This is a genomic window from Pedobacter sandarakinus (assembly GCF_026240095.1).
GTDB lineage: Bacteria > Bacteroidota > Bacteroidia > Sphingobacteriales > Sphingobacteriaceae > Pedobacter > Pedobacter sandarakinus.
In genome coordinates, this window is record NZ_JAPIVG010000002.1 from 373,411 (window position 1) to 387,342 (window position 13,932).

9 protein-coding genes are annotated in these 13,932 nt (G+C 38.1%); 3 read left to right on the forward strand and 6 right to left on the reverse strand.

Annotated elements, in window-relative coordinates:
• Window positions 1–4: 4 nt before the first annotated feature.
• Window positions 5–1,093 carry a tetratricopeptide repeat protein gene (locus OQ268_RS07210; protein ID WP_265855443.1) on the reverse strand — a complete coding sequence of 363 codons (1,089 nt, stop codon included), beginning with the start codon at window positions 1,091–1,093 and terminating at the stop codon, window positions 5–7.
• A gap of 32 nt (window positions 1,094–1,125) precedes the next feature.
• Window positions 1,126–3,711 (reverse strand): DNA gyrase subunit A, encoded by a 2,586-nt coding sequence (gene gyrA, locus OQ268_RS07215; protein WP_265855444.1) that lies wholly within the window; start codon window positions 3,709–3,711, stop codon window positions 1,126–1,128.
• 345 nt (window positions 3,712–4,056) lie between these two features.
• Between gyrA and OQ268_RS07220 the strand changes: the two genes are divergently transcribed.
• A complete protein-coding gene (locus OQ268_RS07220) occupies window positions 4,057–5,268 on the forward strand; it encodes a TCR/Tet family MFS transporter (RefSeq protein WP_265855445.1) in 1,212 nt (403 codons plus the stop codon).
• Between the two features lie 805 nt (window positions 5,269–6,073).
• Window positions 6,074–8,233, forward strand: coding sequence for an FUSC family protein (locus tag OQ268_RS07225; protein WP_265855446.1), 2,160 nt, complete (start codon window positions 6,074–6,076; stop codon window positions 8,231–8,233).
• On the opposite strand, the gene OQ268_RS07230 is transcribed toward OQ268_RS07225, so the two are convergent.
• Genes OQ268_RS07230 through OQ268_RS07240 form a run of 3 tightly spaced genes read right to left on the reverse strand, consistent with a single transcriptional unit; the run spans window position 8,223 to window position 12,069 of the window.
• Complete coding sequence (locus tag OQ268_RS07230) at window positions 8,223–8,654, reverse strand: hypothetical protein (RefSeq protein ID WP_265855447.1); 432 nt, start codon at window positions 8,652–8,654, stop codon at window positions 8,223–8,225. The two genes, OQ268_RS07225 and OQ268_RS07230, sit on opposite strands and share 11 nt — an antisense overlap.
• 2 nt (window positions 8,655–8,656) lie before the next feature.
• On the reverse strand, window positions 8,657–9,652 hold the full coding sequence (locus OQ268_RS07235) for a PorP/SprF family type IX secretion system membrane protein (RefSeq protein ID WP_265855448.1): 996 nt from the start codon (window positions 9,650–9,652) through the stop codon (window positions 8,657–8,659).
• On the reverse strand, window positions 9,652–12,069 hold the full coding sequence (locus OQ268_RS07240) for a gliding motility-associated C-terminal domain-containing protein (protein ID WP_265855449.1): 2,418 nt from the start codon (window positions 12,067–12,069) through the stop codon (window positions 9,652–9,654). Before OQ268_RS07240 ends, OQ268_RS07235 begins: the two co-directional genes overlap by 1 nt.
• Before the next feature lie 386 nt (window positions 12,070–12,455).
• Between OQ268_RS07240 and OQ268_RS07245 the strand changes: the two genes are divergently transcribed.
• The gene (locus OQ268_RS07245) at window positions 12,456–12,866 is read left to right on the forward strand and encodes an organic hydroperoxide resistance protein (protein WP_265855450.1); all 411 of its coding nucleotides are present in this window, start codon (window positions 12,456–12,458) and stop codon (window positions 12,864–12,866) included.
• A 58-nt stretch (window positions 12,867–12,924) separates the two neighbouring features.
• Here the strand turns inward: OQ268_RS07245 and bioB are convergent, their stop codons facing one another.
• Entirely contained in the window at window positions 12,925–13,926 is a 1,002-nt protein-coding gene (gene bioB / locus OQ268_RS07250; protein WP_265855451.1) for a biotin synthase BioB, read from the reverse strand.
• Window positions 13,927–13,932 lie beyond the last annotated feature (6 nt).

The window sequence follows — 13,932 nt, forward strand, 5'->3', positions numbered from 1 at the left end:
ACCGTTATTGCTTTGGAAGGGCGTCTAAACGTTTCTTGATATCTTCGTAATTTTTAGTATCATTTCTAAACGCGTAGATCGTTTTTAACGTCTCCAAAGCTCCAGCATTTTTGCTATCAATTTCCAACGCTTTTTTGTAATAAGGTAATGATTTATCTAGCAATGCATTCATTTTAGCCGTAACCTCATTATACTCTTTAACTTTCTTCGCATCAATTTTATTTCTTTCATTCTGCATTTTTAAAGCTTTTGAAAAATAGATGTTGCCTAAAAGTACTTGGTAATTCGGGTTAGTTGGTTCTTTGGTAGCCAACGCGTTCAACATTTGTTCAGATTTAGCCTCATCACCCCTATCGATGTAAATTTGAGTTTGAGTTTTGATCAAATCCGCATTATCTGGAAACTTTGCAACGGCTTCATCAATTATTGCCAATGCAGCTGTAGTGTCCTTTTGTTTTCTTAACGTAATGTCTACCAGTTCATTATATAAATCACTCGATTGTGGCGAATTTAGTGAAATTACCTTTTTAAACTGTTGGATGGTAGCTGGATAATCTTCAATATTTCTTGCAGCAATACCCGCATTTAAATACATCGATGTATCTTGAGGATTAATAACAGTTGCCTGAACAAACTTTGCATAAGCCGTTTTATAGTCTTTCTTATTGTAAGCAACTACGCCAGCATTTCTTACAGCATTAGCTATATTGGTTTCAGCTAAAGCAATGTTATCTTTCTCTGCTCCTTTTGTGTCGAGCTTTTTTGCTTCCGCAACAGCATCTTGTGCAATTTTGATATTTGCATCAGCATTGGCTATATCTACTGTATCTAAGATTGCAGCAGAAGAGGCAAACAAACCTCTATAGCTCCAAGCCTCTGGCATTACCTTGGATTTTTCATCAGCAATAGCTTTATCTGTATGCGCCAAACCACCTTTAATGGTTTCTAATTTTTTAGCTAGAGGCGTAGATGCATTTGATGAAGTCAATTGAAACATACCCCAAGCATTTTTCGCCGCGGTTACTTCACCTTTCTGAGCAAATGCAGAGCTTGCTGCTCCTGCTAAAATTATACCTAGAAATACTCTTTTCATAATCTTTATTCTAATCTTTAATTTAGTTATTTTTATTTTTCCGTTTCGTCATCAGTTTCTTCATCATGCTCTTCAGCGTCATCAACCTCTGTACTATCTGCTTCGATTTCTTCGCCGTCGGTTACAATAACGCTTTCCAGATCAACTGTTTCTTCTTCATCTTCCTCATGATCTATTTTAGTAACAGAAGCGATCTCATCTTCACCTTTAAGGGAAATCAATCGCACTCCCTGTGTAGCTCTGCCCATTACTCTTAAAGCAGAAACCGGGATTCTAATTACAATACCCGATCTGTTTATGATCATTAGGTCCTCGCTATCAGTAACGTCTTTTATAGATACTAATTGCCCGGTTTTGTCTGTTACATTGATGGTTTTAACACCTTTACCACCACGGTTTGTTACGCGGTAATCATCAATGTCTGTACGTTTGCCGTATCCTTTTTCTGATACTACCAACACCGTTACTTCAGGATTGTTTACAGCAATCATGCCAACAACCTCATCTTTATCGTGTGCAAGCCTAACTCCCCTAACCCCGGTAGCCGTTCTGCCCATTGGCCTAACAGTGCTTTCATTAAAGCGAATTGCCCTTCCAGAGCGCAATGCCATTACTATCTCGCTTTCGCCATTAGTTAAGCAAGCTTCTAATAATACATCGCCATCATTGATATTAATTGCATTAATTCCGTTTACACGCGGACGAGAATAAGCCTCTAATGAGGTTTTCTTAATGGTACCTTTTTTAGTACACATGATAATGAAATTATTCTCAAGATAATCTTGATCTTTCAGGTTTTTAACCTTGATGTAAGCCTTTATTTTTTCATCTTTTGGAATATTGATGATGTTTTGGATTGCCCTACCCTTACTGGTTCTGGAACCTTCTGGAATTTCGTAAACCCTAAGCCAGAAACACCTGCCTGCTTCCGTGAAGAATAGCATGTAATTATGGTTAGTAGCCACTAACATGTGCTCAATAAAATCTTCATTTCTTGAGTTACTGCCTTTAGATCCTTTACCGCCTCTGCCCTGCGCTCTAAACTCTGTAGCTGGGGTACGTTTTACATAACCCTCGTGAGAAATGGTGATGACAACCTCTTCATCATCAATAAAATCTTCCATGCTCATATCTTCAGCAGAATGAACAATAGTAGTTTTACGTTCATCACCGAATTTTTGCCTAACCTCTTCAAGCTCGTCTTTAATGATCTGCATACGCAAACCTTCATCCGCTAGAATAGATTTTAAATATTCGATGGTTTTCATCAACTCGGCATACTCCTCTTTAATTTTATCACGTTCTAGTCCTGTTAAACGACGTAAAGTCATATCAAGGATAGCACGTGCCTGAAGATCACTTAACCCGAATTTTTCCATTAAGCCTACACGAGCCTCTTCCGGAGTCTCTGATGCACGGATCAGTTTGATTACCTCATCCAAATGATCTAAGGCAATCAGATAACCTTCTAATATGTGTGCACGCTTTTCAGCCTCGGCAAGTTCGTATTTAGTACGGCGTATAATTACATCGTGACGGTGATCTACAAAATGCACAATTAAATCTTTTAGATTTAACATTTGCGGCCTACCCTTAACCAACGCAATGTTGTTAACACTAAATGAAGTTTGAAGTGCGGTATATTTGTAAAGATTATTTAATACGATCGATGCGTTGGCATCACGCTTAATTTCATAAACGATACGAATACCGTCTTTATTTGATTCATCTTTAATATTAGAGATTCCCTCTAATTTCTTTTCGCCAACCAATTCAGCAGTACGCTCAATCATTTGTGCTTTGTTTACCTGGTATGGTATTTCGGTAACAATGATTACCTCACGATCTTTCAGGTTTTCAATTTCTGCTTTCGCACGCATCACAATCCGACCGCGGCCTGTTTCGAAAGCCTCCTTTACGCCTGTGTAACCATAGATGATACCGCCAGTAGGAAAATCAGGTGCTTTGATGAACTTCATCAATTCCTCTATTGTTATTTCTCTATTGTCGATATAGTTTACAACACCATCAATTACTTCGGTTAAATTATGCGGTGCCATGTTGGTAGCCATACCTACAGCAATACCCGAGGAACCGTTTACTAAAAGATTAGGAATTTTTGCAGGTAATACGGTAGGTTCTTGTAGTGTATCATCAAAGTTCAACTGGAAATCTACTGTATCCTTATTAATATCGGCAAGCATTTCTTCGGCTATTTTCGAAAAACGTGCTTCAGTATAACGCATTGCTGCCGGCGAATCGCCATCAATGTGTCCAAAATTTCCCTGTCCATCTACCATCGGATAGCGCAAGCTCCAATCCTGAGCCATCCTTACCATTGTAAAATATACAGATGAATCGCCGTGCGGGTGATACTTACCCAATACCTCCCCTACAATACGGGCAGATTTTTTATGTGGTTTATTGCTGGTTACTCCTAAATCGAGCATGCCATAAAGTACGCGACGATGAACGGGTTTTAAACCATCCCGAACATCAGGTAAGGCCCTGGATACAATCACCGACATTGAGTAATCAATGTAGGCAGATTTCATCTGCTCCTCTATATTAATCTGGATAACTTTGTCGTTTTGTTGATTTTCTAAATCTTCTGCCATAAATTATTATTCTCGTTGTCAAAAACGATATTTCAAAAAAGGTATTATTATAACCATGCGAATTTAGCAAAAATATGGCGAAATAAGGTATTGTGGAAAAGTTTTGACCCTGAATAAGTCATTTTGAGTGTTGATATTTTTTTAAGCGCTTACAACGCATTTTAAATCATTTTGCACATCTATGAATCAATGGCTATACTTTCTTATCGGGCCGGATTATTTATTTGCTATCGACTAGAAGTTGCTGTTGCATAAAAGATTAGCAATAATAATACAAGGTTTGGTATGATCGCGATAAAATGATTGGCTCAATTTGATATTTTTGTGTGTTAAGATATATCTAAAATGGCGAAGCAAAACAAATCGGCGATGATCTTTATTATGATCACACTGTTAATCGATTGTACCGGATTCGGGATTATTATCCCCGTATTACCCGATCTGATTAAGCAGTTCACCGGTGGCAGCACCAGTGTGGCTGCAGATTATGGTGGTTATTTGATGGTAGCCTTTGCCCTGCCCCAATTTATTTTTTCACCAATATTAGGCGGTTTGAGCGATAAGTATGGCAGACGTCCAATATTACTCTTTTCGTTGTTTGGTTTGGGAATGGATTATCTATTCCTGTCTTTTGCGCCCTCTATTGTTTGGTTTTTTATTGGAAGAATTATAGCAGGAATCTCAGGCGCTAGTTTTACAACAGGTATGGCTTACATTGCCGACATATCCACGCCAGAAAAAAAAGCGCAGAATTTTGGCATGGTTGGCGCAGCGTTTGGCTTAGGCTTTATTTTAGGATCGGTTGGTGGTGGTCTGCTCAGCCAATTCGGTTTACGCGTTCCTTTTATGGTGGCTGCTGGGCTGTCGTTAATTAACTGGCTATATGGATATTTTATCTTACCCGAATCGCTTTCCAAAGCAAACCGCCGAGATTTTTCCTGGCAACGAGCCAATCCCGTAGGTGCTTTCATTAATGCGTCAAAATATCCTGCTATTTTAGGCTTACTTGCTACCTTATTGCTATTATACATCGCCAGTCATTCAGTTCAATCCAATTGGTCTTATTATGTAATTGAGAAATTTCAATGGACGCCCACCATGATTGGCTATTCACTTGCTGTTGTGGGTATTATGGTAGCAGTAGTGCAAGGTGGATTAATTCGCGTTATTATCCCGAAGATTGGAAATCGCAGGGCGATCTATCTTGGATTAACCTTATATATTATTGGGTTTATATGTTTCGCTTTCGCCGCAAATGGATTAATGATGATGTTATTTATTATTCCCTATTGTTTGGCAGGAATTGGTGGGCCGGCAATGCAGAGCATTATTTCAAATCAGGTACCAGAAAATGCTCAGGGAGAAATTCAAGGTATTACCACTAGCTTGCAGAGTTTGGCGGCAATAATCGGTCCTTTTGCAGCAAGTCATATCTTCGTATATTTTATCCAAGATGGAACACCTTTTTATTTTCCCGGCGCCCCATTTATTCTTAGTGCCATACTTACGCTTATTGGCTTATTTATCGCCATTAGGGCATTAAGGAAATATCATTAAGTTTTCGGACTTTTTAATGTAATAAATGAAGCGTTTTTTGCCCTTCTACCGATTGCTTGGGGGTTTGCATGGGTGTAAGATGTTAATAAGTTAGCCTGATTAGAAGCCATTTAATTTCTAGATGCTTCTGAAAATAAAACGGGGATCTAATTCTTTCGATTTAGTTCCCCGTTTTAGCCTTAATAAAAACCTTCGTTTTCAATTAAGAAATCGCATACACTGTTTACTTTGATTTTTCCTTTCTTGTTTTAGTGTCTAAACTTTAACAATAAGTGAAAATTTATCTCCGACTAATCTGTTCGAAAACTTTTTAGCGTTCAATAATTGCTGGTGGGCCTTCGTAAATTTCATATCGCTCATCTTTCGATAATGATGTATATTCCTAATGGGCTTAACCCGATTAAAGAAATGGATTACAATCCCTATTAACATACTAAGAATAAGCACCTTTTGGCATTTATCCTTATTTAGTTTGTTAGCTCAGCGTTCAAAGTACTTCGTATTTGATATGATCTAATTTAATACACAAATCAACATTTATCAATAGAAAAGAATAATAATTTTTGCACAAAGTTATCCACTTGAAACCAAGAAAACCGACAACTGATATAGCGGTAACAGATGCAAAAATAAAGATTTTATTTATGTTAGGTTGTTATCAACATTTAATCTCTCATTTTTATTAACAAGATATAATGCCTTAGCAGTCAGTAGGCTATGCTTTAAAAGTTTGTCGCAGGTGTTCTGGTAGAAAAGTTCCGAATTTCCACAACAAAAAATATGGCTATTATGTTATTTTTGTATCATGCAAATAAGGCAACCCATCAGAAATGTTCAAGATTTTTTATTAAGTACTTACTTCGCAGATGGACTTCGCATTACAATGGGCGTTTTACTGCCCTCTTTAATTTTGGCGCAGTTTGGGATGCTTAAAATTGGTATGACCTTATCATTAGGCGCATTGTGCGTAAGCGTTGTCGATAGTCCAGGACCAATTACCCATAGACGCAATGCCATGCTGGTGACAGCGGTTCTAATCTTTGTATTTTCAATATTAACTGGTTTAACTAACAAAAACCATTATTTCATTGGTGTACTACTAGCAGCAGCCAGTTTTGTTTTCTCGATGTTTTACATCTATGGTGTTAGGGCGGCATCTGTAGGCACAGCTGTGCTTCTAATTATTGTATTGAGTATAGATGATATTCGCCCATGGCATGAAGTAATTAAATATAGCTTTTTGATTCTGGCTGGGAGCATTTGGTACACATGCTTAAGTTATTTTGTTTACCGCCTTAGGCCCTTTCGGCTTGTGCAGCAGTCTTTAAGCGATTCTATTTTAGAAGTAGCGGAATTTTTAAGGGAGAAAGCAAAATTCTACCATCAAGATAATAATTATGAGAAAACGTATGCTGATTTAATTCAGCTCCAGGTATCTGTACACGAAAAGCAAGATGCAGTTAGGGAACTACTTTTTCGCACGAGGGAAATGGTACGGGATTCTAGTCCGGAAGGCCGATTTCTGTTACTGGTTTTTGTAGATATGGTCGATTTGTTCGAGCAGGTAATGTCTACGTACTATAATTATAAACAGCTGCACGAACAGTTTGACAAAGCCGGCATTTTGAAAGACTATGAGATGGCAATTAAACGAATTTCGTATGCGCTAGACGATATTGCTTTTGCTTTAAAGAGTGGTGGAAAACCTGTGCTCTCGAAAAGACTTTTAATAGAAATCGAGCGATTAAAAATTAAAATAAACCATCTCGAAAGTAATAATACAAATCAGGAATATAGCACAATCGGCATTATTGCTTTAAAAAATATCGAAGTAAATATCGAAAACATTTTAGCTAGGGTAAAAAACATTTACAGCTATTTTAAAGTAAGAAGCAACAAAGACATTAGACAGGCTGAAGTAGATACTGAAAAATTTATCACTCGTCAGAAATTCGATTTTAAACTTTTTACCGAAAATTTAACTTACAGCTCTTCTACCTTTAAACACTCTTTGCGGGTAACTGTGGTGATGTCTCTTGGCTTTGTAGTATCGCAGATTTTGGCTTTTTCACACAGTTACTGGATTTTACTCACCATCTTGGTTATTTCCAAGCCTGGTTTCAGTTTAACCAAAGAGCGAAACTACCAAAGGCTAATTGGGACAACCCTAGGGGCGTTTATTGGGATGGCTGTTGTGAGCTATATCCATGATAAAAACGTACTCTTTTGGATTCTATTGGTTTGCATGATTGGAAGCTATAGTTTCCAAAGGAAAAACTATGTAGTGAGTGTGCTTTTTATGACACCTTACATTCTTATTTTGTTCGACTTTTTGGGAATGGGTTCAATGGCACTTGCCCGCGAACGAATTTATGATACATTTATTGGCTCAGGAATTGCCCTGCTGGCAAGTTATTCGCTCTTCCCAACCTGGGAGCACGAAAAGCTAAGGGAAGCGATGCTAAACTTGTTAAAAGCAAACAAATCTTACTATGATAAAGTCTCTAAATTATACTTTGAGAAAGTTTATAACAGAACAGAATACAAACTTGCACGTAAGGAAGTTTATGTGAGTACAGCAAACCTTGCATCACTTTTTCAACGGATGTTTTCCGAACCAAAAAGTAAGCAGCTGTTTATTAAAGAAGTTTATCAATTTACTACACTGAACCATTTGCTTTCATCTTACATTGCTACACTTTCATTGTATAACAAGGAACATCAGTTTACATTCGATAATTTTGATGGATTAAAACCGATGTCTAATAACACCGATTATTTGTTCGATAGGATAATCGAAAACCTATCTGAAGGTACAGGGAAGTTAGACAATGTACCGCTTATCCGCGTTACCGATACAGGATTAAATATCAAAAAAGGAGAAGATCTGGTGCCAGAACAATTTGATCTAATACAGAAAGTGGCTTACGATATCTATAAACTTTCTGCAAAAATTAAGATTTAATAAGCAGATCTGTGACTGCACAGGCACTGAATGGCAAAGGGTAACTTTCCTTGTTATCCAGCACGAAAACGATTTTTGCATCACATGGTACGATGCTGATATCGAAATCCTTATCCATGGCCATAGGAAAAGAATGCTGAGATGGATTATCTGATTTCAGGACTTCATTCCTGATTTCGAATGCTACCTTAATCTCACTTTTATTTGAGATTAAATATACCTTCTGTATTTTCTTGAAAGCAACATTTACGGTAAAATCAAGCATCAATTGACGGTTAGTACCTGTCGTATTTCGGAAAAGTTCGTATGCATAGTAAACTTTATCATCCCGAAAATATTGATAGTCGAGCTGCTGTTTCGTTTGGCTATGTGCAAATTCAGCTATCAGCATCAGTACAAAAATAATAAACCTCATTTTCATAATTAAAATTTTGGACATGCAACTTTAAACCCTTTAAAATTATTGTGCCTGTAAATAAATGATAATTCGTATGTACGTGGCGTACTATTCAACATCTTGTTGCCGTATACAGTGTAGTTCAGGCCTGCGCTAATATTCCCCATAGCAAGGCCGACATAAGGGTACAAAGAAGATTGGTTGAAACCATACCATATACCGACATTGATCTTTATTTTGCTATCATCATTGGGTTTAATGCCTAACACTGTTCCCAAAATGGCGTCTTTATTATTTTTTTGCAGGTTATACACGCCAGTTAAGTTAATGTCGAGATAGTTATTTGCAAGGTATAGCATCCCAAGGGTAGCGGTTTTACGAGCTGCAATCTCCTGGTTGCCTGTGGTTAGCAAAGTTTCTCTTGGTTTGGTGAGATGAAATTGCGCATACCCAATGGCAACGCTGAATTGATCGAAGCTGGCCGAAAAATTTGCACCTAAGTTGAGATCAAAATACGAGGTTTTGTCATTTTTCGAGTCTAGAAAGTTGGGCAACGATTGATCAAACCCACTCCCATTATACTGAGACGCGAAGGTAAGTTGGTTGTAATCCAAAAATCTTACAACATATGAAACCTGCGGGGCGAGTCCAAACTTATAACGATGTTCAACATCGAGATACTGATAATATGAAAAACTTGCGCTAATGTATTGAGACTTTAGGGCTTTGTTAAAGGATTCATCGAACAAACCACTTAAACCAAGACTAAAAATAGAATTTGTAAAATTTTCATCGTCAGAAAGTTTCACATCTCCCGAAACGCTATAAGTGTTGTAGGGGTCGCCCATATTTCCCCATTGCTGGCGGGTATTCGCTGCAATTCGATATTCGCCATCGAAAAACCCTGTATATGCAGGATTTAAGGTTAATGGCGCCGCAAAATATTGCGAAAATTTTGGGTCTTGCGCTCGACAGCAAAAAGCAATTAAGCAATGTAACAATACAACAAATGCTTTCTTCATTACAAGATTAATATCGTTTTGCCAGTAGATTGAATCTTGCTACCCAATACGTCCACGCCTTCAGCAAACCAGGAGAAGGTTTCTAAAGGCTGCATCTTACGCTGAAACTGTCCGTCCCATCCGCCATTCTCTAGCGATTCGGTTTGATAGACCATAATTCCCCACTTATTAAATACCTTAAAGCTAATTAACTTTTGGATGCTTACCAGAAATGGGTATAAGCGATTGTTAGTTTCTTTCTGCGGCGTAAATGCAGTAGGTACTACTATCTTTGGCCTGGGAAGGATGTCTAGCGTAAGTGCCGTTGCGGCATTGCATCCATTCTCATTTTCAATGCTAATGTAATAAGTGCCAGCCTGATTGACTCTGGTAGGATCGGCTACCGGACGCGTTAAACCAGCATCAGTGAAGTATTTCACTTTCACAAAATCTCTACTCCCTTCAATAATTGCCATTGATGTTAAATCAATTGCTGCGTTATCGAAAATTGGTTTTGGCTTATGCACCACGATCTTTGGAAGCTCATTTATTTTAACTTCCATCTTCCCGACTACAAAGCAACCACCCGCGTTGGTAGCTTTGACAAAGTAAATACCTGATTTGGAGACAGCCTTTGGGTTTGTGACCTTATTTTTAAGGTCGATATCGTTATAGAATGTAAAAGTTAAGCCAGCACCAGCGTTTGCAAATAGCGAGGGATGTGTAAGATCTACCTGATTTGGGTAACAAACAGGTTCTGGATTGGTAATAGACAGGACAGGTAGATCATTAATGCTTACGCGAATGCTTTTTATAACAGCACAGCCCTTAGCATTGGTTGCTTTAACATAATAAGTGCCTGCAATACCCATATTTTTCGGATTAGCTATTTCTGTTTTAATCGTGCTATCACGATAGAACCCGAAAGATAGATCTGCATCACTGCCGGCGAAGATTTTCATATCAGTTAAATCAACAGTAGCAGGAAAGCAAACCGGCATCGGATTAGTAATTTTCAGTTGGGGTTTATCGCTTATCTTTATTTCAATAGGAAGAATTTTTTCACAACCACTTTGACTGTTAAGTTTGATGTAATACCTGCCTGCAGTGCTAATATGTTGGGGGTCATGCAAAATCATAGTCGCCTTCTCATCGATAAAATAAGCTTTAGTTAACCCTTCAATGTCTCCTTCAATTAATGCGTTGTCGGTAATATCGACTGTTTGGTTGAAGCATACCGGAGTGGGATTTTTAATTGTTAAACTTGATAGTTCGGACACCGAAACATCAATGCTGGCAAAACTTTCGCAACCCTTATGGTTTGTTGCTTTAAAGAAGTAAGTTTTATTGCCCGTTACCCTAACATTTCCAACAACTGGTTGGGTTAAGTCTTTATCGGCAAATACCAAATATTCAAAGTCATTTGATTTATTTAGAATGAAGCCCGGAGCTGTTAAATCCAGTTCACTATTTTCGCAAACCTTAATTTTAGGAATAGCTCGTAGCTGGTAATTAACGGCATGCACGATTGTAGAAACGGTGGTAGAACAGCCAAAGCCTTTAAAAGGAATGAGGTCTAGCAGAAGTTTAGATCCTTCTGCTGGGGTGGGTGTTATCGTTAGCGATTGACCCGAACCATACTTTTTAGATCTATCTTCATTGTACCAGTTGTATTGCTGAAATCCGCTTGGTCCTACTACATTAATTTCTGTAGCATTTTCGCAGTAGGTGTTCCCTGCAATGATATCTCCGCACACATTATTTACATCAATATATGCATAACCAAAATGTCCGCCAAGGGCACAATCGGTACTTATAAATTCTAAAATCACTTTTTTGCCCTGATAGCCAGACAGATTAACTGTTACCGGTGTCCAATCTTTATAAATTATGGCCGGTGAAGTATTGGTTTGCTTAAACCCGGGTAAACCCGAAGTGGCAACATATTCGAAAGATGCACACTGAATATATTCATTTGTTTCAACATCTTTTATCCTGGCGATAAATCGAGGTTGTTCTTCATTTAGATGGTTTGGGTCTTCCAGAACAATAGCATACTGATAAGTTAGCGTGAATTCTGGCCTGTCTGTCGGAATACTGAGCAAATATGAGATCCCATCAGCTTGAGAGCCGGTACCATTGTTACCTAATTTAACCGAAAAATTTCCACCATTTTTAGGGATTACCGGAAACTTGCCATATTGGTCTACGAGACTCTTATCACTCATGATGGTATGCCTCCCTAGTATTGGCTTTTGTATTTCGATATTTGATACCGAATTTTTCGTTCCATTGATGGTTGTGGTACCAGTATAGATTTTCCAATTCTGAAAACTACCGTCTTCAAAACCAACATTTTCAGGACAACTTTGACCAAATAATTTAGATGGAATAATCATGCTAGTCAGTAGCACCATCCACAACAATCTATATTTCACAATACAAGTTTTGAACAGTTATGATGTAAAAATATTGTTTTAGTATATCCAGATATCTGCTGCTCACCAGAAAGCGACGTTTTTTACACGAAAACCTATACTTACAATTGAGTAGTATTATATATAGTTTTTATCACTATGTACTAATACCTGTATGTAACATATTGGCAATTAAGTTTTTTCTCTCAAGAAATGTGTTCTTGTGAGTGTTCTGGTAAAACTTAAATTTGATCAACGACCAGTAAATGCAAATGTTTTTTTACACGAAATGGCTCTATTTTTTACATGAAGGCGTGAAATTGTTTACATGAATGTGAAGTGATTGTACATCTGCAAACAAATACAAGCCAAGGCTGTTACTTAATTAACTTATTAAAATAAAGATTATGGAAAAGCTATATACGGCTGAAGTTACAGCTACAGGTGGAAGAGATGGACATGTTAAATCTAGTGACGGTATTTTAGATTTTGATGTTAGAAAGCCAAAAGAAATGGGTGGACAAGGTGGAGCCACAAATCCTGAAGAATTATTTGCAGCAGCTTGGGGCCCTTGCTATCTTGGTGCTTTGGGTTCGATAGCTGCAAGAGAAGGTGTGGATATTAGCGAGGCGAATGTAAAAGTATTAGTTTCTTTTAACCAGGATGGAAATTCATTTGCATTATCGGCAGATTTGGATGTCCACATCCCCGGTATTTCAATAGAGGAGTCTCAATCCTTGGCAGAAAAAGCAAATAAGGTTTGTCCTTATTCTAAAGCCACAAAAGGAAACATTGATGTAAGAGTAACAGCAGTTTAAATTGTGAAATAAATAAAAAAAGCGGCAATAGCCGCTTTTTTTATTTAGTGTTAAATGTTTAAAATGTTTCCTGCGCCAATTGCGTGCGTTCTGGTCTGCCATTTTTAAAGGCATCCCTGGTTTTAAGACCAAGCAATTCGAACATAGCCATGTCATCTACAAATGCAGGGTTGGGTGTAGTTAATAATTTATCGCCCGCAAAAATAGAACTTGCGCCAGCCATAAAGCAAAACGCCTGTTCTAAGGTGCTCATTTCATTCCTTCCAGCAGACAACCGTACTACCGAATTTGGCATTACAATCCGTGCTGTAGCAATCATCCTTACCATATCCCAAATGGGTACGCGGGGTTGATCTGCCAATGGCGTTCCTTTAACCGGGACCAACGCATTTACAGGAACAGATTCAGGGTGTTTTTCCATGTTAGATAATGTTTGTAACATCGAAACCCGGTCTTCTACAGTTTCTCCTAATCCGATAATCCCGCCACTACAAACCGTAAGTTTTGCCTTGCGCACATTTTTGATCGTATTCAAACGGTCATCATAAGTTCTTGTAGAAATGATACGCTTATAATCGTCTTCAGAGGTATCTATATTATGGTTGTAAGCATATAACCCAGCATCTGCCAATCGTTGTGCCTGGTGTTCGGTAAGCATACCAAGTGTGCAGCAAACTTCCATATCCATATCATTCACAGCCTTAACCATTTCAATCACGCGGTCGAAATCTCGGTTATCTCTAACCTCACGCCAAGCAGCGCCCATGCATAGGCGAGATGCCCCACCCTCTTTTGCCTTTACCGCGGCACTAACAACCTGGCCTACCTGCATAAGTGGTTGAACTTCTAAGTCGGTATGGTAGCGGGCAGCTTGTGGACAATAAGAACAGTCTTCTGCACAGCCACCGGTTTTAATTGATATTAAAGAGCTTACCTGTACTTCGTTATAATCCTTATTTTCTCTGTGAATAGTGGCTGCTTCATAAACCAAATCTAAAAATGGCCTATTGTAAATTTCGTATATTTCTTCTTTTGTCCAATCGTGTCTCGTTGTTTGCATTATGAT

What these genes read in the sequence shown, in the direction of transcription:
- OQ268_RS07210 (WP_265855443.1), bottom strand. Translation starts at nt 1,093, where the DNA reads ATGAAAAGAGTATTTCTAGGTATAATTTTAGCAGGAGCAGCAAGCTCT.
- gyrA (WP_265855444.1), bottom strand. Translation starts at nt 3,711, where the DNA reads ATGGCAGAAGATTTAGAAAATCAACAAAACGACAAAGTTATCCAGATT.
- OQ268_RS07220 (WP_265855445.1), top strand. Translation starts at nt 4,057, where the DNA reads ATGGCGAAGCAAAACAAATCGGCGATGATCTTTATTATGATCACACTG.
- OQ268_RS07225 (WP_265855446.1), top strand. Translation starts at nt 6,074, where the DNA reads ATGCAAATAAGGCAACCCATCAGAAATGTTCAAGATTTTTTATTAAGT.
- OQ268_RS07230 (WP_265855447.1), bottom strand. Translation starts at nt 8,654, where the DNA reads ATGAAAATGAGGTTTATTATTTTTGTACTGATGCTGATAGCTGAATTT.
- OQ268_RS07235 (WP_265855448.1), bottom strand. Translation starts at nt 9,652, where the DNA reads ATGAAGAAAGCATTTGTTGTATTGTTACATTGCTTAATTGCTTTTTGC.
- OQ268_RS07245 (WP_265855450.1), top strand. Translation starts at nt 12,456, where the DNA reads ATGGAAAAGCTATATACGGCTGAAGTTACAGCTACAGGTGGAAGAGAT.
- bioB (WP_265855451.1), bottom strand. Translation starts at nt 13,926, where the DNA reads ATGCAAACAACGAGACACGATTGGACAAAAGAAGAAATATACGAAATT.